This is a genomic window from Amycolatopsis sp. NPDC003676, from assembly GCF_053587275.1.
The window spans coordinates 47,181-69,652 of the sequence record NZ_JBSFNS010000036.1 but is presented as its reverse complement, the minus strand read 5'-3'; the positions used below and the strand labels follow the sequence as shown (position 1 = coordinate 69,652).

Below are 22,472 nucleotides of genomic sequence, written 5' to 3'. Positions count from 1 at the left end.
ACCCACCCACTCCGGGGCAACCCCGGGGAGCAGCACGACACGTACCCACAGCGCCCCGCGCAGCGGCGGCACGCTCCGCGTGCGAGACAGCGCGGATGAACGGAGAACGAGTCGCCTCCGCGTCGCTCCTCGAACCGCTGCCGGTGTGGCGCTGGCCGGTCGCCCGGTGGACGACGTTCGACGAATGCGCCGCCGCCCTCGACCTCACCGTCGGCGAACTGGCGTGGTTCGCCGACGAACGCGGCTGGCACCGGCGGTCCCGGCCGGTGTTGCGGCATTACAGCTACCGCTGGATCCCGACGGCCACCGGCGGCGCGCGGCTGATCGAACGACCGAAGCCCCGGCTGGCCGAGGTGCAGCGCCGCGTCCGCAGGCACGTGCTCGACGCGCTGCCGGTCCACGAGGCCGCGCACGGTTTCCGTCGCGGCCGCTCGATTCACACCTGCGCCCGCCCGCATGCCGGACAGGACCTGGTGGTGCGGCTCGATCTGGCCGGCTTCTTCCCGACGGTCCCCGCGTCCCGCGTGCGGTCGCTGCTTGATCTCGCCGGGTATCCGCCAGCCGTCGCCGCCGCGGTCGCCGGAATCCTCACCACCCGCACGCCGGTCGACGTCCTGCGTTCCGCGCCCGTCCGGTCGAGGATGCTGAGCCACCTCGCCGGCACACATCTCCCGCAAGGCGCTCCGTCGTCGCCGTCGGTAGCGAACGCGGTTACCCATCGCTTGGACCGGCGACTTTCCGGACTCGCCGCCGTGCTGGGCGCGAACTACACCCGCTACGCCGACGACCTCGCCTTCTCCGGCGACGCGAGCCTGCCGCTGCATCGCCTGTTGCCCGGCGTCCGGAGGATCGTCACTGACGAGGGCTTCCGTCTGCGCGACGACAAGACGTCAGTGAAACCGGCCTACCGGCAGCAACGCGTCGCGGGCCTGGTGGTGAACGCCGCGCCTGCCGTCGCCCGCTCTGAATACGACGAGCTGCGGGCGGTGCTGCACAACTGCGTCCAGACCGGCCCAGCTCCGCAGAACCGTGCCGGGCATCCGGATTTCCGCGCGCACCTGCTGGGCCGGATCGCGTGGATCAGCGCCACGAACGACACTCGCGGCGCGAAATTGCGCGGCCTGTTCGCCCGGATCGACTGGTCGTGAACGCGGTGGTTCAGACCGATAACAGGCTGAGATTCCGCTCCATCTCGGCCCACCATCCGGCCGCCGGAACATCCCTCGGCTGAATCAACGAGGCTTTGACCAGAATGTCCGGCCGGTTTTCTCGCCAAGCGTAGGAAAAAAGCTCGTCATAATGCACCCGCGGAAGCCACCCCTGTTCCCGGCCCGCTTCCAAACGCATGAGCTGCCGAGCAAGATCCACGCTGCTTCGCTCACAACTGCGAAACGCACTGGAAAATCGTTGCACGCCTGCCGCGTCGCCCCGCCGAAACGCCTGGCAGGCAAGGAAAAGCGCGGTCACGGCGAGGACATCCGACCGATGCACCCCGCCCTCCGCCGCCAGATGTTCCGCCAACTGAAAACTGCGCTTCCGCCGTCCCCGGCGCACCATTTCCGCCAGCGCTCGCTGCTGACGAGTGAGATATTCGTCTTCCCGCAGGTACTGCACAGCGTTTCCTCCCCTGCGCCCGGTCCCGACCCAGGCCGCTTCCCGGTACAGGATGCTCCACCAGAGTGACAGATACGTCGGCGGCACTCGGCCGTTCGGAGCAAAATATCACCCAGGGGCATCGACAGTACCCGACCGCGCAAGCTCGGGAATTCTTTGTTGTTCCTTTGAAATCGGGGGTCTCGGTGCGGTTCGCGCGGGTTCTCGGGGCGGGTCGGTTTCCGTATCGGTTCCCGGGGATAGGTTGGATTGCCGACGTGAATCGGGCGAGTGGCTGCGGAATCCGCATCTTGAGGCGAGTGACCCGAGTGGACACTCCGTGCGCGGAGAGGCGCGGCGGTCGCGAATCGCTTTCATGCCAAGGGTTGTTTCCGCTCAAACGGAGCAGGCCTCCGGGCGGCTCGGGCTCCGGCGACCTTGGGGCGGGAGGAATTTGAGTGTGATTTCCGGTGATGATTTCACCCGTTCGGCCCAATCGGGCGCGTGGGAGCGGGGTGGGCAGGCTGCTCTGAGGTGAGCGCGGCGATCGAAGGGCGGATCGGCTCTCTTTTCGGGGCGGCCGCTGACTCCTGCGGGTTCGGCTCGGCAGCGAGGTCAGGACTCCAGCTGCGGGCAAGGTCGGGACTCGGCTCGGCAGCGAAGAAATCCGACTGAGGTTTTCTCAGCAGCGCACGGCGCTTCTCGCGCCACCCGACCGGCCCGGGCGCACGATGCCGCGGTCCGCGAGGGGAACCCTGAGGGAATCAGAGTTCCTCAGGTTTCCCCTCATGGACTTTCGCAGGCGCACAGAGCCCGCCTCGCCCAGGCGGCACCTGGCCCGACTCGACCACGCTCGGCCGGAATCGACGGTGATCGGCCACGCCCCGGCGATGCCCGGCGATGCCCGGCCCGGCTCGACCGGGCTTAACGGTGATCGGGCGAACCTGGCCGTGACTACTCGTGCCCGGCCGTAATTGGCCAACTCACTGCCCGGGCGAGCCCGGCATCCCCTCCGCCGCGAGATCGTTTCTGCCCCACGCCGGGGAACTCCCCGCCCGCCAGAGCCGAAACTCCTTCACCGCACACCGAACCCACGCGGCCGCCCGTCAGGTTCTCCGGTCTATCCGGCTGCCCCGCCGGGGCTTCCCCAGTCCGCCGGAGCCGAAACCCCTCGCCACAGGCCACACGGCCCGGCTGCCGCCGAGCCGTTCAACTCGTTGTCGTTCAGCCGCGGTCAGCCTGGCCCTCCCCAGGGTCAGGCTGACAGAACCCGTGACCGGTCCGCACACCGGTCACGGCGTGTTCGTCCCCGAACTCCTCAAAGCACCTCGAAACAACCCCGCGACACCCTTTGGGCCCGCGGAACGGGAACCGAAGTGCTTCAGGCGACCTCGGTCCGGCTGCCGCCGGGGGCGTGGAGCCCCAGCATGTCCAGCAGCAGGGCGCATTCCTGCGCGTCCTTGGCCCTGGACGCGACGGCCAGCGCTGCCTTGCGGCGGCGTTCCTCCTGCCGGGTCGCGTCCGTGTCGTCCACGAGGTCTGGCGCCGGGTGCAATCCGGTGGTCAGGTCTCGCATGGTGGCTCCTCCCCGATCGGCGTCGGCGCGGGTTTTCCGCGCTCGCTGCACACCCCTTCAACGGCCGAACCGCACCGGATGTTCCGATGACTCCGGTCACGTCGGCCGGTCAGGCCAGGATGGCACACGACGGGAGCGGCCGGTGCGGCAATAAAAAAGGGGGCGTGCGCAGGGCACGAGCGCGAATAGTCCTAAGTGGACACAAGGCAAAAGCGCCCATTCGAGTGGCATGGGTGGCCTCACCCGGCTGGGCGAGCCACTATCCACGCTGTGCATCCCGACCGGCGCCCCCTGCGCACCGCTCTCGTCGGGATGACTGTGCTCGTCCTCGGCGTCCTCACCGCGCTTCGAGCACCGGATCTGCCGATCATCGGCGACGGCACCGCGTATGCCGCCGAGTTCAGCGAAGCCGCTGGGCTCGCTACCGGCAACGACGTCCGGATCGCCGGGGTGAAAATCGGCCGGGTGTCTGAGGTTTCCCTCGACGGTGCGTCCGTCCGGGTGTCGTTCCGGGTATCCGGCGCGTGGCTCGGCGACCGGACATCGGCCGCGATCCGGATCAAAACGGTGCTCGGGCAGAAGTATCTCGCGCTGGACCCGGTCGGGGCCGGGTCGCTCGATCCGGATACGCCGATTCCGCGCGACCGGACCACGGTTCCGTATGACGTGTTGCCCGCGTTCCGGCAGTTGGCCACGACCGTCGACGACATCGACACCGACCAACTCTCGCGCAGCTTCCAGGCTATTTCCGAGACCTTCGCGCACACGCCCGCCGACGTCCGCGCGACGCTGACCGGGCTTTCGCGGCTGTCCGACTCCCTTTCGACCCGCGACGCGAAACTGGCTCACCTTTTAACGCAAGCGCGCACGATTTCCGCCACGCTCGCCGACCGCGACGCTCAGCTGACCCGGCTTCTCACCGATGGCAACCAGCTGCTGGACGAGGTGAGCAAACGCGAGTCGGCCATTCAGGCGCTGCTCAGCGGAGCCCGTCAGCTGGGCGTCGAGGTATCCGGGCTTGTCGCCGACAACGATCGCGAGCTCGGCCCGGTGCTCACCCAGCTCGACCGGCTCACCGCGCTGCTCGAACGAAACCGCGCGGCACTCGCCGAAGGAATCCGGAAACTGGCCCCGCTCGTCCGGTTCGCCGCGAATCTCACCGGAAACGGCCGGTGGATCGACGGCTACCTGTGCGGCCTGATCCTTCCCGCGATCGGACCGCTGAACGAACACGGCTGCTTCAGTCCATGAGCCCGGGACCGCCGGTGATGCGCACGGTGACCTGGTTGTCGTTGTATGTGTAGGCCTCGTAAGTGAACTCGACACCGGTCTTCTCGACGTGCTCGGTCCACGCCCGGTACTCGTGCCGCTTCCAGCCGGGGAAGTTGAAGAACTCGTCGAAGTGCACGATGCTGCCGACGCGCAGCCGCGGGCCGACGTTGTCCAGCACGGTCTTCGCGGAGCTGTAGAGATCGCCGTCGACGTGCAGGAAATCGACCGGACCGGGGTGCTTCTCCAGGAATCCGGGCAGGCTGTCGGAGAACAGGCCGACGACCAGTTCGGCTCCCGGCACGTCCGGCAGGTCGTCGCGGGCGAAGGCACCAGCGGGCATGCCGTTGAGCCACGCCTCGGGCAGGCCGTCGAACGAATCGAAGCCGTACACCTCGGTCGCGTTGCGCGCGGCCGTGATGGTGCGCAGCGTGTTGCCGGACGCGACCCCGAACTCCAGCGCCATCCCGCCGGTGGGCGCGAGGGAAAGCGCGTACTGCAGCGTTTCCTTGGGACTGCCGAAATGCTGCGCGCCGACCAGGCTTTCGCGCGCGAAGACGTTGCTCTCCAGCGCCGCGTCCTGGTCGCCGGCGTACACGATGTCGCGACGGCTGCGGATTTCGAACTCGACCACGCGGTCCAGCAGCCGATCCCCCTGCCGGACGACCTCGGAGCGCAGTTCTTCGCGCGTCCGCTCCAGTTCCGCGCGCAGTTCGGCGAGCTGGTCGGTGTGCGGATCGTGCAGCCGGGCGGCGGCCCGGCGCAGCACCAGGCCGGCCTTCCGGCGCAGCGCAGGGCCCAAAGTCCTTGTCGTCAGCCGATCTTGGCTTTCCTGGTTCATTCCGGGACGATAGCCGACAACCGGACGCCGCCCCGAACTGCCTGGTTAACCCGGGAGTAGCCGACCGTCGGACCACCGCGGATCCCTGCGCGGCCGCACACAGCGTCGACTTTCCTTCTCTGTCCACTGTGTACAGATCGCAGCGGCAGGTGGCTCGCGAACGACTCGCTTGGACGACCGTTGCTTCCGCGCGCAGCAGCACGCCGTCGGCAGGGACGAGGTAGTCGATGGAGAAGCCGCTCGTGAGCAGCTGCGGGCCGAGCACCGTTCCGGCCGCGAAGGTGAGCGCGTTGTCCGCGGCGTAGGCGAGGACGCCGCCGTGGAGGTACCCGTTCTGCTGCCGGAGGTCGTCGCGGACATCCAGCTCCAGCACCGCGCGGCCGTCGCCGAACTCCTCGACTCGCGCGCCGAGCAGGACGCTGAACGGTTGTGCGGCGAGTCCGGCGCGCGCGAAGTCCAAGTCCATTCCCGGTCCTAACTTCAGTAGTGAAGTACTTCAGTAGTGAAGTGAGGATGGCGGCGAGGAGAGATCACTGTCAAGATCCCCGCATGGCCGCCGACGAACGTCTTTTCTTCTTGCTGCAGAGCGCGGCGCACCGGCTGCGCGTCGAGGGCGACCGGCGCTGCCTCGCCGCGGGCGGCGTGACGACCGCGCAGCTCGGCGCGCTGCTCGCGGTGCACGATCAGCCTGGGCTCACCCAGCGGGAACTGGCCGCCGAGCTGGGCCAGCGCGAATCCGCGATCACCGCGATGACCGGACGGCTGATCGACGCCGGGCTGATCGTCCGGCAGCCGCATCCGCGGCAGCACCGGGCGCTGGTGCTGGACCTCACCGCCGAGGGAACCGCGACGCTGGCCCGGCTGCGGCCGGTGATCGAGTCGTTCAACGGCGAACTGCGCGCGCTGCTCGGGGACGCGTTCGGGTCGACCAGCGACGCGCTGCGGCATTTGGCGGGGTGGCCGGGCTGACCCCTGAACCGCGGCGCTCCCGGTCACCGCGGGAACCGCACCGGCTAGCCTGAACCGAGATGTCACCCACCAAACCCGCCCCCGCCGCCTCCTGGCAACGTGCGGGCCGCACCATGTCCGGCGTGGCGATCATGACAGCCCGGCTCTGGTGGGCCTGGCAGACGGTCCGATCCGCAGGCGTCGCTTACCTCTCGGCTCAGCGTTCGGAGCCGTCCCCGCCCTGTTCCGCGAGGAACCGTTCGAACTGCGAGCCCAGTTCGTCCGCCGTCGGCATGTGTTCCTGCGATTCGGCGAGCAGGCTGTGCCCGGACGCTTCGGTGAACGTGTCGTACTGACGCTCCAGCGCGCGCACCACGTCGGCGGATTCGTCGGATTCCGCGACCTGGCGGTCGATTTCCGCCTTGGCCACCTCGGCCGCGGTGCGCAGTTCGCCGTCGGGAAGGCGCAGACCGGTGGCCTTGCCGACGGACTCGAGGATCGTCAGCGCGGCGGCCGGGTAGGTCGACTGCGCCAGGTAATGCGGCACGTGCGCGGCGAAGCCCATCGCGTCGTGGCCCCATTCGCCGAAGCGGTACTCCAGCAGCGCGGCGATGCTGCCCGGGACCTGCATGCGGTTGGGCAGCGGCTGGTGCTCGCCGACCAGGTGTTCGCGGGTCGCGTGCGCGGTGACGCCGAGCGGGCGCGTGTGCGGGGCTCCCATCGGAATCCCGTGGTAGCCCACGGTCAGCCGCACGCCCCAGCGCTCCACCAGCTGCCGCACGGCGGCCGCGAACAGCTCCCATTCGCGGTCCGGCTCCGGGCCGGACAGCAGCAGGAACGGAATCCCGTCGTCGTCGTGCAGCAGGCGCACGACCAGTTCGGGGGCCTCGTATTCCTCCCAGTGGTCGACCGCGTAGATCATCGTCGGGCGGCGCGACCGGTAGTCGATGAGCCGGTCGACGTCGAAGCGCGCGATGACGCGGTTCTCGACCTCGCCGGCGAGGTGGTCGGTGACCAGCTGCCCGGCCGAGCCCGCGTCCATGAAACCCTCGAAGAAGTGCAGGAGCACGGCTCCGTCCAGGTCAGGGACGTCCGAGTCCACCTCGTACAGTTCCTCGGGATCGAGTCCCACCGGATCCTCCTGCTGCTCGCTTGCACGGACGTACCCCAAGACAACGCGCTCCGGCCGCGAATCCATCCCGCGCGCGGCGAAAATAGTAACGCCCCGCACTCAATGGCCACCCGGATCGGGGCATCGTGACACTTGTCGTGGGCATCGGCGCGTCCGGTCGGGCACTCTGAGCAGGTGAACACCGAGGAATCCACCACTCTGCAACTGCGGCTGCGCCCGCCCGAACACCGGGTGAGCCGCCGGGCGATCGGCCATTGGGCGGCGTCGGCCGGGGCAGGCTGGCTGGTCGTGCTCGCCGTGCAGGCGGTGGTGGTCGCGACCGCGGACGACCCGCCGTCGTGGCTCCCGGTGACGCTTGTGCTCTCCTGCGTGCTCGCCCCGCTGCACTTGCTGGTCATGCCGCAGTGGCGCTACCGCGTGCACCGCTGGGAAGTCACCGGTGAAGCGGTCTACACCCAGTCCGGCTGGCTGAAGCAGGAGTGGCGGATCGCGCCGATCTCGCGGATCCAGACGGTCGACGTCGAACGCGGCCCGCTGGAGCAGCTGTTCGGGCTGGCCCGGCTCACCGTCACGACCGCGTCGGCCGCCGGGCCGCTGCGCATCTCCGGGCTCGACCGCGAGGTCGCTGTCGCGCTCGCCGACGAGCTGACCCGCACCACCCAGGCCGCGCGCGGGGACGCGACGTGAACGCCACCGCACCGTCGGCTCCGGTCGCCGCCGAGGGCACCGGCGACGCGCCCTGGCATCGCCTCGATCGCCGGATGTTGTTGATCCGCCCGTTTCTCGACCTGGTCAAGTCCCTTCCGGTACTCGTTGGCGCACTGCTGCTCGGCCACGGGAATGACTGGCAGTGGATCGGTCTCGCCGCCACCGCGGTGACGATCGGCACCGGCATTTCGCACTGCCTCACCTCGCGCTATCGCGTCACCGCGACCCAGATCGAATGGCACACCGGATTGCTGCTGCGCAAGCAACGTGCGATTCCGCGCGATCGAATCCGTACCGTAGACGTGGTTTCGGAACCGAAACATCGGCTTTTCTCGCTTTCCGCGGTAAGAATCGGTACCGGACGGCACGAGCACGGAAAGGGACCGGGCAAGGACCAGCTGGTGCTCGACGCGGTCACCCGCGCCGAAGCCCAGCGGCTGCGGACCCTGTTGCTGCACCGGAAACCGGCCGAAGCCGAGGCACCGCAACCGCCGGAGTCGCTCGTCGCCGAGGTCGACAAGCGCTGGGTGCGGTACGCGCCGTTCACGCTGTCCGGGCTCGCCGTGGTCGCGGCGATTCTCGGCACCGTCTATCACTTCGCGCACGAACTGCACTTCGATCCGACGAGTTTCGGGCCGCTTCGCGACCTCACCGCCCGCGCGCTCGAACAACCGGTGTGGCTCACCGTGGTGCTGGCGGCGGCCGGACTGTTCGTAGTGGTGGCAGTGCTGTCCGTCGGCGGATATGTGTTGTCGTTCTGGAACTTCCGGCTCACTCGCGAACCGGGCGGCACGCTGCACATCCGGCGCGGGCTGGTCACGACGCGGTCGGTGTCGATCGAGGAAGACCGGTTGCGCGGCGTCGAGATCAAGGAACCGTTGCCGCTGCGGATGGTCGGCGGCGCGAAGTGCGTCGCGGTCGCGGCCGGACTGCGCGAGGGCAAGGGCGCGGACCGCGGCGGCGGCCTGCTGCTGCCGCCCGCTCCGGCCGCGAAGGCCAGGGAGATCGCGAGCGAGGTGCTCGGCGAGGACTTCGCGAAGGTCCCCCTCGTGCGGCATACCCGGCGCGCGCTGACCCGCCGGATCACCCGCGCCGTCTTCGCCGTGCTGGCGCTGTCGGCCGCGTTGTTCGCGCTGGCCCGGCTCGACGTACTGCCGGAATGGCCGTGGCAAGCCGCACTCGTGCTGCTGCCGTTCGCCGTGCTGGTCGGGTTCGACCGGTACCGCGCGCTCGGCCACGCCATCACCGGCCGGTTCCTGGTGACCCGTTCCGGGTCGCTGGCCAGAGCGACGGTCGCGGTCCGGAGCGACCGGCTCACCGGCATCGTCGTGCAGCGGTCGCTGTTCCAGCGGAGGGCCGGGCTCGTGACCGTCATCGCGCCGGTCGCCGCCGGACGCGGGCACTACCGCGTGCTGGACGTCGAGGAGAGCACTGGGCTCGCGCTCGCCGACACCGCCTTGCCCGGATTGCTGACACCGTTCCTCGCCGGGGCGGAAAAACCGTGACCTGTGGTAATTTACCGACGCGTTCGTGACTGAATTCGGTGATCTCACGAAGAGGTTTCAGGATGTCGGAACCCGGACTCCGTCGGACGGCTGGTGCCAACAGTTCCCGGAAAGTGCTCCAGCTGCTGTTGTCGTTCACCGAACAGCGCTGGGAGGCCAGCGTGGCGGAGCTCGCCGGCGTGATCGGCAGCCCGGTCGCCACCACCTATCGCTACGTGCAACTGCTGAAGGAACTGCAGCTGCTCGAAGAGTCGCGGTCCGGGCGCTACCACGTCACCAGCCGCGTCATGCCGCTCGCGCGCGCCGCCCGGCTCGCGAACGACCTGGCGCGGATCGCGCGGCCGACGATGGAGGAGGCCGCGCGCGAACTCGGCGAGACGATCCTGCTGTTCCAGCACTTCGGCGATTTCGCGGTGTGCAGCGACCGGGTGGAATGCGACCGGGCGATGCGGTTCACGTTCCAGCCGGGGCATTCGATCCCGCTCGGCGTCGGCGCGACCGGGAAGATGCTGCTCGCCCTGCTGCCCGACGGAGAACGCGAACGCCAGGCCGCCCGGATCGCCGACGAACGCGGCACCGAGGTGCGCGACGCTCTCAAGCACGCGCTGGCCAACCGCTACGCGCAGAGCTGGGGCGAGATCGAGGACGGCGTGTGGGCGTGCTCGGTGCCGGTCGACGCGGACCGGCTCCGGCCGAGCGTGCTGAGCCTCGTCGGGCCGGCCACGCGCGTCGGCGACACGGAGCGCGAACGGGCGATCACGGCGTTGCGCGGCTACGCGGAGCAGATCGGAAAGGCGATTTCCGAATACTCGGTGTAGCCGTAAAATCGGGCCGGTGATCCGCCTCGCCGCTCCCGCCGACCTGTCTGTGCTGCCCGACCTCGAACGCGCCGCCGGAGAACCGTTCCGGGCCGTCGGCATGGCCGAGATCGCCGACGACGCACCGCCTTCGGCCGAGGACCTCGCGGTGTTCCAGTCGGCGGGCCGGTGCTGGGTCTGGGACGACGACGGGACGATCGCGGCGTACGTGCTCGCCGAGGAGGTCGACGGTTTCGGCCACGTGGAACAGGTTTCGCTGCTGCCGAGCCACGCGCGCCGCGGCTTGGGACGGGCGCTGATCGAGACGGTCGGCGCGTGGGCCGCGGAACGCGGGCTGTCCGGGCTGACGCTGACGACGTTCGCGGACGTGCCGTGGAACGCGCCTTACTACGAGCGGCTCGGGTTCCGGGTGCTGGCCGAAGAAGAGCAGGGCCCGGCGCTGCGGGAGATCCGGCGGACGGAGATCGCGCGCGGGCTGGACCGGTGGCCGCGGGTGGCTATGGTGCGGTCTTCCTTGTAGCACAAGCGGTCTTGGCCGTCCCGGCCGATTCCGCCAGGAGCGTCCTGGCCTGCGTCAGTGCGAAGCCCAACAGGTTCAGCCCGCGCCATCGGGCGGGGTTCTCCGCGTCCGGATCGTCCGCGGTCAGCCCGATGCCCCACACCCGGTCAAGCGGGCTCGCCTCCACCAGCACCCGCTTCCTCGTGCTCAGCAGAAAGCGAAGCAACTCCGGGTGCTGCCCGAACTTGGCGACGCTGCCGGCGAGCACGATCTCGCCGCGGCGGGCGTCCCATTGATCCTGGTCGAAGCCCACGACGCCGCGTCCGAGCTCCTTGGCCTGGCGCGGATGCCGGGCTTCCAGGATCTTCCCGGCAGTCGTTTCGTCGCCGAACAGCAAGGCCTTCCGCCACATCATGTAGTGCTCGGCCGTGGCGAACGTCCGGTCGGCCAGCGTGAAGGGCGCCGGCCACCACTGGCTCAGACAGCCCCGTCCGGCGCTTCCGTCGCTCTCCGGCCGGTGTCCCCAGAAGAACAGGAATTTGACTCGCTGCCCGTGGCGCATCCGGTCGGCCAGTTCGGCGACATCCCGCGGGTTCTCCTCCATGAGACGGCAGTCTTGCAGCGGCGAGCCCGGTCCAGGAACTGATTTCGGCCGCCGGCCCGAAGCCATGACTGCCAGGGTCGCTCGGGAGGGGGACCTGGATTGCCCCGCGAATCGAACACGTGTTCTACTGGTCGGGCCGGCCCCGGAGGGGGAAGCTCCGCGGGCCGGCACCCAGGCAGAACCCGTCCCCTCGATCGATCCCAGGAGGCAGTGTGGCGGTCAAGATCACCCACCTCGCCAGTGGTCAGCAGGTCCGCTTCGCGAACGCGGACGGCGCTCGCCGCTATGCCGAAATCATGGGCGGCGGCGTCGACAAATGGCGCTTCACGATCGTTCCCGGGGACAGCGGGGCTCCCGGCATGCCGGCGGCGGTCGTCAACGTGCCGGTGTGGCGGACCGTCGCGCGATGAGCGGTTCTTGTTGACGTCCGCGGTGATCGGCGCGGCACGAGCCCGCCGTGCCGATCACCGGGACAACGTCACCCGCTGTTTGTTGCCTACTGGCCACGCCTTGTGCTCCACTGTCGATCACCCACTGCTGTAAGTCCCGCGCGACGCGGGACCGCCGCTTGTCAGCAGCGACCACCTCGGCACGGCCCTGCACCCGTGCCAAGACGGACAGAAGGAGCGGCTCCTTGCTTGCGCACCAGCGTGGAACACATCGGCGTGGAAAAATCCGGGGCACTGTCGCGTTGTCGGTCCTCGCGCTCGCGGTCGGGGCCGGTGCGGCCCACGCGGCGCCGGCGGCCACCCCGAAAGCCACCGCGTGGCCCGGCGGGTCGAAGGTGGCCATCGCCGACGACTCCGGGGTTTTCGGCAAGAACCTCAGCGGCGTGTCGTACGAATCGCCCACCGTGCTGTGGGCGGTGAAGAACGGTCCGAGCACCCTGTACCGGCTCGTCCAGGACGGCGGCAAATGGCGGCCCGACACCGCCAACGGCTGGGCCAAGGGCAAGCAGATGCACTACTCCGACGGCAGCGGCGACCCGGACGCCGAAGGGGTCGTCTTCACCCCGGACGGCGTCTTCACCTCCACCGAGCGCGACAACGACGACGGCGACACGAGCAAGCCCGCCGTGCTCCGGTACGCGACCTCCGGGTCGGGCACCTCGCTGAAGGCGACCGGGGAGTGGGACCTCACCTCGGACCTGCCGTCGGTCGACCCGAACAAGGGTCTCGAAGCCATCGCCTGGGTGCCGGACTCGGCGCTCACCGCGCACAAATTCCGGGACGAGCACACGAAAGCCGCCTACGACCCGGCGAGCTACCCGAACCACGGGACCGGCCTGTACTTCGTCGGGCTCGAAGCCAACGGGAAGGTCTACGCGTACGCGCTCGACCAGTCCGGCACCAAGTACACCCGCGTCGCCACCATCGACAGCGGCTTCCCGGCGGTGATGGACCTCGAGTACGAGCCGTCGACCGGCCACCTGTGGGCCGAGTGCGACAACACGTGCAAGGGCCGCACCACCACGCTCGACGTCAACTCCAACGGAGCGTTCGCGGTCACCGCGCAGTACGACCGCCCGTCCGGGATGTCGAACTACAACAACGAGGGTTTCGCGATCTCGCCGACCTGCGCGAACGGGAGCAAGCAGGTCGTGTGGTCCGACGACGACAACGACGACAACCACGCGCTGCGCACCGGAACGCTCGCCTGTAAGTAGTCCTATGTAGACAGACAACTGCGGCGGCACCGGAAACTCGGCGCCGCCGCAGTGTCGTCAGTTCTTCAGCAACCGGTCCAACGCCCGCGGAACCGCCGCCGCCAGCAGATCCAGCTCAGCCTCCTCGGCGACCAGCGGCGGCGAAACCGCCATCCCCTTCCCGAGCGAGCGCACGATCACGCCTTCCTCCAGCAGGAACTTGTGCAACCGGCCGGGCGCGCCCGGGTCCGCCGACAGCAGGTCGGGCGCGAGTTCCACCGCGGCCAGGAATCCCAGCCCGGCCCGGACTTCCGCCACCGCGGGATGGCTGACCGCGCCGGAAAGCGCGTCCGCGAGCGGCTTCTCCAACGCCTTGCCGCGCGGGATGATGTCGTCGCGTTCGTAGATGTCCAGCGTCGCGTTGGCCGCGGCGCAGGCGACCGGGTGTCCGGCGTAAGTCGCGCCGTGGCGCAGGATCGGCGCGCCCGGGCGTCCGGTGAAGAACGGTTCCGCCACGTGCGGCGCGACCAGCAGGACGCCCAGCGGGATCGTCCCGCTCGTCACGCCCTTCGCCGTGGTCACCAGGTCTGGCTGCACCGACCAGCGGTCGATGCCGTACCAGGTGCCGAGCCTGCCCCACGCGCAGATAACACAGTCCGCGACGAACAGCACCTCGTGCTTGCGGCAGATCGCCGCCACTTCCTCGATGTACCCGTCCGGCGGCAGCAGCACGCCGCCCGCGCCGATGACCGGTTCGCAGAAGAACGCGGCCACTCGCTCCGGCCCCACGCGGAGGATTTCCTCCTCCAGCGCCGCCGCGTTGTCATACGGCACCTGCGAAAAGTCCGCGGCCGGCGGGCCCCAGCCTTCCGCGTTCACCGGGATCCCGGCCGCGGCGGTGCCGAATCCGTGCGTGCCGTGATAGCCCTGGGTCCGGCTGATGATGTGGGTCTTGTCCGGACGTCCGGTGTGGACGAAGTAGGACCGCGCGATCTTCACCGCGGTGTCCACCATGTCGCCGCCGCCCGAGCCGAGGAACACCTTCGACCCCGGCACCGGCGCCAGCTCGGACAGCCGCGACGCCAGCTTCAAAGCCGGTTCGTTCGCGACGCCGCCGAACAGGTTGTACGCGTCCAGCTTCTCGAGCTGCTCGGTGACCGCGCGGGTGATTTCGGGACGGCCGTGGCCGAGGTTCGAGTACCACAGCGACGCGGAGGCGTCGAAGTAACGACGGCCCGCGTCGTCCCAGACATAGGACCCCTCGCCGCAGGTCACCACGAACCGGTTCCCGTCGACCGCGCCCATGTCCGCGAACGGGTGCCACAGCGGGTTCGGCTGCTGGTCCGGCATTGCTCCTCCTCGGGGTCGGCTCAACCGGCCGGCACCGCGGGGAGCGGCGACCGGCCGCCGCCGCCCTTTCTACCCGCCCGGCCGGGGATCGGCGAACCGCGACCCCTCGACGCGCGCCATCGCGGAACTCCGCAGTCCGGCGTCCCGATGGCTCCGATGGCGCTGTCCCCGGCCGGGCAGACCAGGCGCCGGCCGCCGCGCCGGGCGGCGGCACGCCAGCTCGCCCTTGTACAGCTCGGCGGCGCGGACCAGATCGGCGTAAGCCTCGACGTGGATCCGGTTGATCGCGTCGTGCGCGTCCCGGGCGGCCGCGTCGAGCCACGCGCAGTAGTCGCTTCGGGTCTGGGTCCGCATCGCGCGCCCCCTGCTCAGACGTTTTCGACGGTAGTTGCCTGTGCGTTCGCGGGCGCGGAACTCAGTGACACGCCCTTCCGGTCCTTGACGAAGAAGCTGGTGACCAGGCCGATCACGGTCATCACGGCGAGGTAGCCAGCGACCGCGTAGACGGTTCCGGTGCGGGTCTGCAGTGATTCGGCGATGGTCGGCGCGAACGCCCCGCCGAGCACCGCGCCGATCGCGTACGAGATCGCCGCGCCGCTGTAGCGGACCGTCGTCGGGTACATCTCCGAGTACAGCGCCGATTGCGGGCCGTAGGTGAACCCGAGCCCGACCGAGAACAGGAACAGCGCCACCAGAAGCAGTCCGACGTTGGCCGTGTTGATCAGGGCGAAGAACGGGAACATCCACACCAGCTGGATGACGAACCCGATCTGGTAAGTGCGGACGCGGCCGATCCGGTCCGCGAGCCAGCCGCCGAGCAGCGTGCTCACCAGCCAGGCGACCGCGGACAGCATCACCGCGATCAGCACTGTCGAACGGCCGAGGTGCAGGGTCTTGGTCGCGTACGACTGCACGTATCCGCCGGTGGTCATGTAGCCGACTGCGTTGTTGGCCGCGAACAGCAGCGCGCCCGCGATCACCAGCTTCCAGTGGTGCCGGAACAACTGCACCAGCGGCATGCTCGACCGCGCCTTCTTCTCGCGGACCTCCTCGAACACCGGGCTTTCCGCGACCCGCGACCGGATCATCAGCCCGGCGACGATCAGCACGACGCTCAGCAGGAACGGGATCCGCCAGCCCCACGCCAGGAACTGCTCCGGCGACGTCAGCGCGGTGACCAGCGCGAGCACGCCGTTGGCCAGCAGCAGCCCGATCGGCACGCCGATCTGCGGGAACGCGCCGTACAGCCCGCGCCGGTCGGCGGGCGCGTGCTCGACCGCGAGCAGGGCCGCGCCGCCCCATTCGCCGCCTGCCGAAAGGCCCTGCACGATGCGCAGCAGCACCAGGATGATCGGTGCCCACACGCCGATCGACGCGGTGTTCGGCACCAGGCCGATCAGCACCGTCGAGATCCCCATCAGCAGCAAGGTGAGGATCAGCATCGCGCGCCTGCCGAGGCGGTCGCCGAGATGCCCGGCGATGATCGCGCCGACCGGGCGGAAGAAGAAGCTGATGCCGACCGTCGCGAAGGACACGATCAGCGCGTCCTTGCCGAGCACCGCGAAATACTGTGTCGCGAAGACCAGTCCGGCGCAGATCGCGTAGATGAAGAAGTCGAACCATTCGATAGTCGTGCCGACCATGGCCGCCAAGACGACGCGACGGTGCTCTCTGCTGATCCCGGTCGTGCGCGGCATCGCGCCTCCCCTGCTGCTGACGGTGCTTCAGGTCGTGGCAGATCGTATATAATCAGTCGCCGCTCCGACAAGGCTCAAAGAGGTAACTGAACAGGCTTTTTGCCCAGATGGCCCAGTCGCGGCCCCCGGCGCGCGTTCTCTCGGACGGCGCATCGTCTGAATTGAATGTATATTATTTAGCGCGGCGAACGGACCGGTTACCGTGGCCTGGACACCCCGCCCCGGCGGGCTGTGAAGGGGAGGCGACAGGGATGTCCACAACACACGAGGCGGCCGGCGGGCTCAGCAAGAGCCAGCACACGTACCAAGTTCTCAAGTCCCGCATCACCGCGGGCGCGTACCCGGCGGGCCATCGGCTGGTCCTCGGTTCGCTGGCCAAGGAATTCGACGTGAGCACGGTCCCGGTGCGGGAAGCGGTGCGGCTGCTGCAGGCCGAGGGGCTGGTGCACTTCGAGCGCAACGTCGGCGCGACCGTCGCGGCGATCGATCCGGTCGGCTACGAGCACACGATGCAGATGCTCGCGATCGTGGAAAGCGCGGCCACCGCGCTCGCCGCGCCGCATCTGACCGCCGACGACCTCGCCGAGGCAGGCGAACTCAACGACCGGATGCGCGCCGGTCTCGACCAGCTCGAACCGGTCGAGTTCACCCGGCTCAACCACGAGTTCCACGAGGTCCTCTACACCCGCTGCCCCAACCCGAGCCTGGTCGACCTGGTCAAGAAGGGCTGGTCCCAGCTCGCCGGGATCCGCGATTCGACGTTCTCGTTCGTCCCCGCCCGCGCGCTCGCCTCGGTCGCCGAACACGACCAGCTGCTCGATCTCATCCGTGCCGGTTCCGGCCCCGAATGGATCGAGCACTGCGCGCGGGCGCACCGGTCAGCGACGCTGGACGCGTTCCTCAGCTGGGAAGCGGACTCGCGCAGCTGACCTCACGCGGTCATGCGCGCGAGGATCGTCGCGAAATCCTGCTGCGGAATGGAAAACAAGCTACGGCGGAACGGCAAACCCCAATGCGCGGGATCGGTGACGAACGACAGCTGGTCGACTAGCGGCTTCGCGTCCACGCGCTGGCAAGCGTGGAAGGAAGCCGCGAGCCGCCATGGCTGGAAATCGTCGCTCACGTAAGCCTGGTAAGGCTTTTCGCCGGTGATGGTGGCCCACGCGGTGAATTGCCGGACGGGTGTGCCGCCCTGCAAACTCGTGCGCGGCGAGTAGAAAATCATCTCGTCGCCCGGACTCGGCTGGCGAAGGCGTTTGCCCGCACCGTGATCCGCTTGCGTGAAGCCGCCCTCGGCGGCCGCTTCGACGTGGTCCAGGGTCACGGTGTTGATCCAGAATCGCTGACCGGCCGGGATCACTTCGCGGTCAGCCCTTCGACGAGGCCGGTCGTCGGCCGGCCCAGGAGCCGGGAAAGATCGTCGCCGACCCGCGCGAAAATCCCGGCGGCGATGGTTTCGTCGAGACTGACCAGGAAGCCAGCCAGCTCGTCGTCCATTCCTGCTTTCAAGAGCATTGCCCGCAATTCCTCGGGCGCGACCGGTCGGTAAACGACCTCTCGCTCCAGCACGACGGACATCGCTTCGGCAATGTCGGCGTAGGTGAAGTCCGTGTCGCCGGAGAGGTCGTACGTGACATTGTCGTGGCCATCGGTGGTGACCACGACGGCCAATGCCTCGGCCAGGTCCTTCCGGCTGGCTGCCGCGACGACGGCGTCACCGGTCGCCGCGGCGAGCACGCCGGTGAAGCGAGGACCGGCCAGCGACTGGACATAGTTCTCGATGTACCAGGTGTTCCGCAGAATCGTGTACGTCAGGCCGGAAGCGGCGAGTGCCTTCTCGGTCGCCCGGTGGTCCGCGTTGATCTCGAACCGGTCGTCGTCGGCGCGGACTCCGCTGGTGTAGTAGAGGTGGCGGGCGTTCTTCGCTGCTTCGATGACCGACTCGTGCTGAGCAAGGCGATTCTCGTCGCGTCCCGAGATCAGCACGATGTCCGAGTGCCGCGAGACCAGTTCCGCGACGGCGGCCGAATCCGACAGATCAACCGCTGTGGCACGGAACCCAGCGGAAGCGAGTTCCTCAAGGCGCGCTTGGTTCCGACCTGCCGCGGTGATCGTTTCGGGACTCACGCCCCGCGACACCAGCGCGTCCAGGACGTGCTGGCCGAGTGCTCCGGTAGCCCCGAAAACCAGGGTGTTCGCGTCAGCCACGGTCGTGGAGGGTGACGTGGTAGCCGTCGGGGTCGGCAAAGGTGAACGTCCGGCCGAAGGGACCGTCGATCGGCGCGGAGACGATCGGGTGCCCGTCGGCGACTAGCGCGTCGTGGATGGCCTGGACGTCGGTGGCGAGCAGCCAGATCGCGGCGCCGATGCCGGGACGGGCGGCGGAGGCGAGATCGGTGCCGGGAACGACGTCGCGGAGGGCGAACGCGATCGGCTTCGTCTCGAAGACGACGGCGTGCGGAGGACCGGCGGGCGAGCGGACGAGGCCGAGGTAGCGCTCGTAGAACGCCTGTGAAACGTCCAGGTCGCGCGCCTGGAGCGAGAGGAAATCGGGGCCGATGGCGGGCAAGGTGCTGCTCCTTTTCTTCGTGTCAGGTTCCTGACACGAGCCACTGTATGTCAGAATCCTGACATGAGTCAAGCCGACGGAGTGAACCTGGACAAGTCACTGGGCTACCTGCTGAAAGAAACCTCGAGCGCACTGCGCGCGGCGATGGAGGAGGTGCTGCGCCCGCTCGGGATGACGGTGACGCACTACTCCTGCCTCGAACTGCTGTCGCAACGACCGGGCCTGTCGAACTCCGAGCTCGCCCGCGGCACGTTCGTGACCCGGCAGTCGATGAATGTGCTGCTCCAAGCCCTGGAGCGAGACGGCTACGTGACCAGGCCCGCGGAAGCGCCCGTCGGGAAAGCTCTTCCGGCCCGGCTCACGCCGCGCGGACGGCGGAGTCTGGAGAAGGCGAGCGCCGCGGTCCGGTCCGTCGAGGTCAGGATGCTGGAAGGACTGACCGAGACCGAACAGTCAGATGCGTTCCGGATCCTGCGGAGCATGGTCCGGTCGCTGCGAGGCGATGCCTAGCCGCGCGGTTTCCGGTACCACCGCGGCGAAGTGTTCAGCGGCGGCTTGAGCTTCGCGCGGACCACCAGCACGTTCGGCTCGTCCGATTCCACGAATTCGCTCAGCAGCCGGCGAAACGCGCGGCCGAAGCCGGACACCCGATCCGCGTGCACGCCGAACGAGCGGGCCAGCCCGACGAAATCCGGGCTGTCCCAGTCGACTCCGCGGTGCGGCAGGCCTTCCTGATCCTGGTCGAAGCGCAGCATGCCGTAGCCGCCGTCGTCGACGACCACGACCGTCACCGGCAGCTGTTCCTCGGCGAGCGTCGCCAAATCCCCTACCGCGTAAAGGAAACCGCCGTCGCCGGTGACGCACAGGACGCGCCCGCCGCCGGTCGCCTCGGCCGCCGCGCCCGCGCCGAGCGACGCCGGGAAGCCGTAGCCGAGCGTGCCCCAGCCCATCGGGTACGCCAGCCGGCGCGGCGCGCGGACCCGGTGGAAGCCGCCGATCCAGTATCCGGCGACGCACATGTCGGTGACGATTGTCCCGTCCGCCGGGAGCACTTCCTCCAAAGTGGACAGAAAGTCGGCGGCCTGCGGTTCCTCGTCGCGGATGCGCCTGCGCACCCGGCGGCCGATCCCGGCCAGCCGCGCGGTCAATTCGTCCAGGCCGGGGCGGGTTTCCGGATGCAGGGATTCGACGACGCGGCGAGCGTCGCCGACCAGGGTGACGTCCGGCCGGTAGTTCTTCGCCGCGTCGCCCGCGTCGACGTTGATCGCGATCAGCTTCGGCGGCGCGGGCATCTGCCAGTTCTGCGTCATCAGGCCGTCGAAGTCGGTGCCGATCGCGAGCACCACGTCGGCCTCGTCCCACAGCTGCCCGACCTCCGGCGCGTGCACCGGATTCGGGGCCAGACAAGGATGTTCGGGCGGAAGCAGGCCGCGGGCACCGAAGGTGGTGATCACCGGCGCGGCCAGCCGCTGCGCGAGATTTCCGATCGCTTCCCCGGCTTCGGAGCGCAACGCGCCGCCGCCCGCCCAGATCAGCGGACGGCGCGCGGACGCCAGCAACTCCGACGCGCGAGGCAGGTCCGGCAGGTCGAGCACGCGTTCGGCGGGCGGCGCGGGCGGTTCGCGCGGCGGCGTGGTCTCACGGAGGAAATCGGTCGGAATGCCCAAATACACCGGGCCGCTTTGCGGCATCAGCGCGAGCCGGGCGGCGCGGTGCAGCGTCGTGCCGATCTGATCCGCGCGGTGCACGGTGAACCCGGCCTTGGTGACCGGCGCGAACATCGCCTGCTGATCGGAAGTTTCGTGCAGCACCCCGCGCACGACACCCGGACGGCGCAGCGTCGACGGGATGTCCGTGGCGATCACGAGCACCGGGGCCGCGGACGCCATCGCTTCGCCGACCGCGCCGAGCGTGTTCGCCGCGCCGGGGCCGGTGGTCACGAGCGCGACGCCGAGTTTTCCCGTCCTGCGGGCATAACCGTCGGCGGCGTATCCCGCGGTCTGTTCGTGCCGGACGTTGACGAGCCGGATCCCGGTGCCGGCCAACGCCTCCCACAGCGGCAGGTTGTGGACTCCCGGCAGGCCGAACACCACCTCGGTCCCGAGAGCCGTGAGCGCGTCCCCCAGCTGCTGAGCTCCAGTCCGTCCTGCCACGCCAGCGATGGTATCCGCCCCCGGTAAGCAGCTGCAGACACGTCACCGGACAGGGTTTGTCAGGGTCTGCGGCCTGCCGCGCCGCCCCGTTGTCCCCCACCTGGCCGCGAGATCTGAGACACCGCCTTTTTCGTGCGTACACTCCGGGGGCCGGGGACGCCGAGGTCCCCACGGCGGCGGAAAGGGGTGTCCGAATGCCGTTGATGCCGGTAACCGACTCGATGTTCCTGATGGTCGAGACCCGCGAGCACCCGATGCACGTAGGCGGGCTTCAGCTGTTCCGCAAGCCCGAGGGCGCGGGCGAGGACTATCTGCGCGACCTCCGCCGGAACCTGCTGGAATCGGACAACATGCGCAGCGTGTTCCGGATGCGGCCGAGTCGTCCGGTGAACACCGTCGGGCACGTGCGCTGGTCCCGCGACACCGATCTGGAGCTCGACTACCACTTCCGGCATTCCGCGCTGCCGCAGCCGGGCCGGATCCGCGAGCTGCTCGAGCTCACCTCGCGCTGGCACAGCACGCTGCTCGACCGGCACCGGCCGCTGTGGGAAACGCACCTCATCGAAGGACTGCGCGACGGCCGGTTCGCGGTGTACTCGAAGATCCACCACGCGCTGATGGACGGCGTTTCGGCGCTGCGGCACCTGCAGGGCACGCTGTCGGACGACCCCGCCGACCTGGACTGCCCGCCGCCGTGGGGTGCGCGCGAGAAGCCCGCCGCCAACCACAACGGCCGCGCCCCGGCGTCGCCGTTCGCCCTGGTGGGCAAGACGTTCGAGCAGGTCGCGGGTATCGCGCCGGCCGCGGCGAAGGTGGCCCGCGAGGCGTTCCGCGAGCACCGGCTCACGCTGCCGATGCAGGCGCCGAAGACGATGCTGAACGTGCCGATCGGCGGCGCGCGCCGGTTCGCCGCGCAGTCCTGGCCGCTCGACCGGGTGCGCGAGGTCGCGACCGCCGCGGGCGTGTCCCGCAACGACGTCGTGCTCGCCATGTGCTCCGGCGCGCTGCGCGATTACCTGATCGAACAGAGCGCGCTGCCGGACGCGCCGCTGGTCGCGATGGTCCCGGTGTCGCTGCGCCGCCGCGACACCGGCGACGCGACCGGCAACAACATCGGCGCGCTGCTGTGCAACCTCGCCACCGACCTGACCGATCCGGCGCAGCGGCTGGCCGCGATCTCCGAGTCGATGTCGAACGGCAAGAAGCTGTTCTCGCAGCTGTCGCCGCTGCAGACGCTGCTGCTGTCCGGGATCAACGTGGCCCAGCTGGGCGCGTCGCCGATCCCCGGCGTCGTCGGCAACACGCGGCCGCCGTTCAACCTGGTGATCTCGAACGTCCCGGGCCCGCGCAAGCAGATGTACTGGAACGGCGCGGCGCTCGACGGCATCTATCCGGCGTCGGTGCTGCTCGACGGGCAGGCCCTGAACATCACGCTGACCAGCAACGGGGACAACCTCGACTTCGGTGTTACCGGGTGCCGGCGCAGCGTGCCGCACTTGCAGCGGATCCTGACGCATCTGGATACGGCGCTCGCCGAGCTGGAATTCGCGACGCGGGTGAAGTAG

25 protein-coding genes and 1 pseudogene are annotated in these 22,472 nt (G+C 69.2%); 13 read left to right on the top strand and 13 right to left on the bottom strand.

All coding sequences use genetic code 11. From position 1 onward, the window contains the following. The first annotated feature begins 95 nt into the window (after positions 1 to 95). Positions 96 to 1,148 (top strand): reverse transcriptase family protein, encoded by a 1,053-nt coding sequence (locus tag ACWDNU_RS22085; protein ID WP_449670269.1) that lies wholly within the window; start codon positions 96 to 98, stop codon positions 1,146 to 1,148. 10 nt (positions 1,149 to 1,158) lie between these two features. Here the strand turns inward: ACWDNU_RS22085 and ACWDNU_RS22080 are convergent, their stop codons facing one another. Together ACWDNU_RS22080 and ACWDNU_RS22075 are read right to left on the bottom strand one after the other, a co-directional pair. Further along, positions 1,159 to 1,614 carry a hypothetical protein gene (locus ACWDNU_RS22080; RefSeq protein WP_370934410.1) on the bottom strand — a complete coding sequence of 152 codons (456 nt, stop codon included), beginning with the start codon at positions 1,612 to 1,614 and terminating at the stop codon, positions 1,159 to 1,161. Positions 1,615 to 2,974: 1,360 nt separating this feature from the next. Continuing rightward, the gene (locus ACWDNU_RS22075) at positions 2,975 to 3,169 is read right to left on the bottom strand and encodes a hypothetical protein (RefSeq protein ID WP_043832747.1); all 195 of its coding nucleotides are present in this window, start codon (positions 3,167 to 3,169) and stop codon (positions 2,975 to 2,977) included. A 312-nt stretch (positions 3,170 to 3,481) separates the two neighbouring features. Between ACWDNU_RS22075 and ACWDNU_RS22070 the strand changes: the two genes are divergently transcribed. Continuing rightward, on the top strand, positions 3,482 to 4,420 hold the full coding sequence (locus ACWDNU_RS22070; RefSeq protein ID WP_449670280.1) for an MCE family protein: 939 nt from the start codon (positions 3,482 to 3,484) through the stop codon (positions 4,418 to 4,420). Here ACWDNU_RS22070 and ACWDNU_RS22065 read toward each other — a convergent pair. Further along, the gene (locus tag ACWDNU_RS22065; protein WP_370934409.1) at positions 4,410 to 5,279 is read right to left on the bottom strand and encodes a class I SAM-dependent methyltransferase; all 870 of its coding nucleotides are present in this window, start codon (positions 5,277 to 5,279) and stop codon (positions 4,410 to 4,412) included. The genes ACWDNU_RS22070 and ACWDNU_RS22065 overlap by 11 nt on opposite strands. A 142-nt stretch (positions 5,280 to 5,421) precedes the next feature. After that, positions 5,422 to 5,652, bottom strand: a pseudogene (locus ACWDNU_RS22060) (PaaI family thioesterase); the annotation flags it as partial. Here ACWDNU_RS22060 and ACWDNU_RS22055 point away from each other — a divergent pair. Further along, complete coding sequence (locus tag ACWDNU_RS22055; protein WP_449670268.1) at positions 5,599 to 5,757, top strand: hypothetical protein; 159 nt, start codon at positions 5,599 to 5,601, stop codon at positions 5,755 to 5,757. The pseudogene ACWDNU_RS22060 and the gene ACWDNU_RS22055 sit on opposite strands and share 54 nt — an antisense overlap. A gap of 71 nt (positions 5,758 to 5,828) precedes the next feature. Further along, positions 5,829 to 6,248, top strand: a complete 420-nt coding sequence (locus ACWDNU_RS22050; protein WP_449670267.1) for a MarR family winged helix-turn-helix transcriptional regulator — start codon at positions 5,829 to 5,831, stop codon at positions 6,246 to 6,248. Positions 6,249 to 6,444: 196 nt separating this feature from the next. Here ACWDNU_RS22050 and ACWDNU_RS22045 read toward each other — a convergent pair whose 3' ends face one another. Further along, on the bottom strand, positions 6,445 to 7,359 hold the full coding sequence (locus ACWDNU_RS22045; RefSeq protein ID WP_370934406.1) for a proteasome assembly chaperone family protein: 915 nt from the start codon (positions 7,357 to 7,359) through the stop codon (positions 6,445 to 6,447). A 174-nt stretch (positions 7,360 to 7,533) separates the two neighbouring features. Between ACWDNU_RS22045 and ACWDNU_RS22040 the strand changes: the two genes are divergently transcribed. From ACWDNU_RS22040 to ACWDNU_RS22025, 4 genes are all read left to right on the top strand, one after another. After that, positions 7,534 to 8,046, top strand: coding sequence for a PH domain-containing protein (locus tag ACWDNU_RS22040; RefSeq protein ID WP_449670266.1), 513 nt, complete (start codon positions 7,534 to 7,536; stop codon positions 8,044 to 8,046). A gap of 74 nt (positions 8,047 to 8,120) precedes the next feature. Continuing rightward, positions 8,121 to 9,572 (top strand): PH domain-containing protein, encoded by a 1,452-nt coding sequence (locus tag ACWDNU_RS22035; RefSeq protein ID WP_449670279.1) that lies wholly within the window; start codon positions 8,121 to 8,123, stop codon positions 9,570 to 9,572. A 62-nt stretch (positions 9,573 to 9,634) separates the two neighbouring features. After that, a complete protein-coding gene (locus ACWDNU_RS22030) occupies positions 9,635 to 10,390 on the top strand; it encodes an IclR family transcriptional regulator (protein WP_449670265.1) in 756 nt (251 codons plus the stop codon). Positions 10,391 to 10,406: 16 nt separating this feature from the next. Next, positions 10,407 to 10,910: a GNAT family N-acetyltransferase gene (locus ACWDNU_RS22025; protein WP_370934403.1), complete on the top strand. Its 504-nt coding sequence runs from the start codon at positions 10,407 to 10,409 to the stop codon at positions 10,908 to 10,910. Here ACWDNU_RS22025 and ACWDNU_RS22020 read toward each other — a convergent pair. Continuing rightward, positions 10,888 to 11,493 (bottom strand): NADAR family protein, encoded by a 606-nt coding sequence (locus ACWDNU_RS22020; protein ID WP_449670264.1) that lies wholly within the window; start codon positions 11,491 to 11,493, stop codon positions 10,888 to 10,890. The genes ACWDNU_RS22025 and ACWDNU_RS22020 overlap by 23 nt on opposite strands. Before the next feature lie 212 nt (positions 11,494 to 11,705). On the opposite strand from ACWDNU_RS22020, the gene ACWDNU_RS22015 reads away from it, so the two are divergent. Beyond that, positions 11,706 to 11,903: a hypothetical protein gene (locus tag ACWDNU_RS22015; RefSeq protein WP_037715481.1), complete on the top strand. Its 198-nt coding sequence runs from the start codon at positions 11,706 to 11,708 to the stop codon at positions 11,901 to 11,903. A gap of 281 nt (positions 11,904 to 12,184) precedes the next feature. Next, positions 12,185 to 13,159 (top strand): esterase-like activity of phytase family protein, encoded by a 975-nt coding sequence (locus tag ACWDNU_RS22010; RefSeq protein ID WP_449670263.1) that lies wholly within the window; start codon positions 12,185 to 12,187, stop codon positions 13,157 to 13,159. A gap of 57 nt (positions 13,160 to 13,216) precedes the next feature. Here the strand turns inward: ACWDNU_RS22010 and ACWDNU_RS22005 are convergent, their stop codons facing one another. The 3 genes from ACWDNU_RS22005 to ACWDNU_RS21995 all read right to left on the bottom strand — a co-directional run bounded on the left by ACWDNU_RS22005 (position 13,217) and on the right by ACWDNU_RS21995 (position 16,185). Then, on the bottom strand, positions 13,217 to 14,488 hold the full coding sequence (locus tag ACWDNU_RS22005) for an aminotransferase family protein (RefSeq protein WP_449670262.1): 1,272 nt from the start codon (positions 14,486 to 14,488) through the stop codon (positions 13,217 to 13,219). A gap of 69 nt (positions 14,489 to 14,557) precedes the next feature. Continuing rightward, entirely contained in the window at positions 14,558 to 14,842 is a 285-nt protein-coding gene (locus tag ACWDNU_RS22000; protein WP_370934399.1) for a hypothetical protein, read from the bottom strand. 14 nt (positions 14,843 to 14,856) lie between these two features. Beyond that, entirely contained in the window at positions 14,857 to 16,185 is a 1,329-nt protein-coding gene (locus tag ACWDNU_RS21995) for an MFS transporter (protein ID WP_370934398.1), read from the bottom strand. Positions 16,186 to 16,436: 251 nt separating this feature from the next. Between ACWDNU_RS21995 and ACWDNU_RS21990 the strand changes: the two genes are divergently transcribed. Beyond that, the gene (locus ACWDNU_RS21990; protein ID WP_449670261.1) at positions 16,437 to 17,114 is read left to right on the top strand and encodes a GntR family transcriptional regulator; all 678 of its coding nucleotides are present in this window, start codon (positions 16,437 to 16,439) and stop codon (positions 17,112 to 17,114) included. A gap of 2 nt (positions 17,115 to 17,116) precedes the next feature. On the opposite strand, the gene ACWDNU_RS21985 is transcribed toward ACWDNU_RS21990, so the two are convergent. Genes ACWDNU_RS21985 through ACWDNU_RS21975 form a run of 3 tightly spaced genes read right to left on the bottom strand, consistent with a single transcriptional unit; the run spans position 17,117 to position 18,754 of the window. Continuing rightward, positions 17,117 to 17,509, bottom strand: coding sequence for an EVE domain-containing protein (locus ACWDNU_RS21985; RefSeq protein WP_449670260.1), 393 nt, complete (start codon positions 17,507 to 17,509; stop codon positions 17,117 to 17,119). A 32-nt stretch (positions 17,510 to 17,541) separates the two neighbouring features. Continuing rightward, complete coding sequence (locus ACWDNU_RS21980; RefSeq protein ID WP_449670259.1) at positions 17,542 to 18,393, bottom strand: NAD(P)H-binding protein; 852 nt, start codon at positions 18,391 to 18,393, stop codon at positions 17,542 to 17,544. Continuing rightward, entirely contained in the window at positions 18,386 to 18,754 is a 369-nt protein-coding gene (locus ACWDNU_RS21975) for a VOC family protein (RefSeq protein ID WP_370934394.1), read from the bottom strand. The genes ACWDNU_RS21980 and ACWDNU_RS21975 overlap by 8 nt, the downstream gene beginning before the upstream one ends. 63 nt (positions 18,755 to 18,817) lie before the next feature. Between ACWDNU_RS21975 and ACWDNU_RS21970 the strand changes: the two genes are divergently transcribed. Then, the gene (locus tag ACWDNU_RS21970; protein ID WP_370934393.1) at positions 18,818 to 19,264 is read left to right on the top strand and encodes a MarR family winged helix-turn-helix transcriptional regulator; all 447 of its coding nucleotides are present in this window, start codon (positions 18,818 to 18,820) and stop codon (positions 19,262 to 19,264) included. Here the strand turns inward: ACWDNU_RS21970 and ACWDNU_RS21965 are convergent. Beyond that, a complete protein-coding gene (locus ACWDNU_RS21965; RefSeq protein WP_449670258.1) occupies positions 19,261 to 20,907 on the bottom strand; it encodes a thiamine pyrophosphate-binding protein in 1,647 nt (548 codons plus the stop codon). The two genes, ACWDNU_RS21970 and ACWDNU_RS21965, sit on opposite strands and share 4 nt — an antisense overlap. 194 nt (positions 20,908 to 21,101) lie before the next feature. Between ACWDNU_RS21965 and ACWDNU_RS21960 the strand changes: the two genes are divergently transcribed. Then, positions 21,102 to 22,472: a WS/DGAT/MGAT family O-acyltransferase gene (locus ACWDNU_RS21960; protein ID WP_449670257.1), complete on the top strand. Its 1,371-nt coding sequence runs from the start codon at positions 21,102 to 21,104 to the stop codon at positions 22,470 to 22,472.

Coding starts and splice junctions, on each gene's coding strand:
- ACWDNU_RS22085 (WP_449670269.1), top strand. CDS start 96: ATGAACGGAGAACGAGTCGCCTCCGCGTCGCTCCTCGAACCGCTGCCG.
- ACWDNU_RS22075 (WP_043832747.1), bottom strand. CDS start 3,169: ATGCGAGACCTGACCACCGGATTGCACCCGGCGCCAGACCTCGTGGAC.
- ACWDNU_RS22070 (WP_449670280.1), top strand. CDS start 3,482: ATGACTGTGCTCGTCCTCGGCGTCCTCACCGCGCTTCGAGCACCGGAT.
- ACWDNU_RS22065 (WP_370934409.1), bottom strand. CDS start 5,279: ATGAACCAGGAAAGCCAAGATCGGCTGACGACAAGGACTTTGGGCCCT.
- ACWDNU_RS22050 (WP_449670267.1), top strand. CDS start 5,829: ATGGCCGCCGACGAACGTCTTTTCTTCTTGCTGCAGAGCGCGGCGCAC.
- ACWDNU_RS22035 (WP_449670279.1), top strand. CDS start 8,121: ATGTTGTTGATCCGCCCGTTTCTCGACCTGGTCAAGTCCCTTCCGGTA.
- ACWDNU_RS22030 (WP_449670265.1), top strand. CDS start 9,635: ATGTCGGAACCCGGACTCCGTCGGACGGCTGGTGCCAACAGTTCCCGG.
- ACWDNU_RS22020 (WP_449670264.1), bottom strand. CDS start 11,493: ATGGAGGAGAACCCGCGGGATGTCGCCGAACTGGCCGACCGGATGCGC.
- ACWDNU_RS22005 (WP_449670262.1), bottom strand. CDS start 14,488: ATGCCGGACCAGCAGCCGAACCCGCTGTGGCACCCGTTCGCGGACATG.
- ACWDNU_RS22000 (WP_370934399.1), bottom strand. CDS start 14,842: ATGCGGACCCAGACCCGAAGCGACTACTGCGCGTGGCTCGACGCGGCC.
- ACWDNU_RS21995 (WP_370934398.1), bottom strand. CDS start 16,185: ATGCCGCGCACGACCGGGATCAGCAGAGAGCACCGTCGCGTCGTCTTG.
- ACWDNU_RS21990 (WP_449670261.1), top strand. CDS start 16,437: ATGTCCACAACACACGAGGCGGCCGGCGGGCTCAGCAAGAGCCAGCAC.
- ACWDNU_RS21970 (WP_370934393.1), top strand. CDS start 18,818: ATGAGTCAAGCCGACGGAGTGAACCTGGACAAGTCACTGGGCTACCTG.
- ACWDNU_RS21960 (WP_449670257.1), top strand. CDS start 21,102: ATGCCGTTGATGCCGGTAACCGACTCGATGTTCCTGATGGTCGAGACC.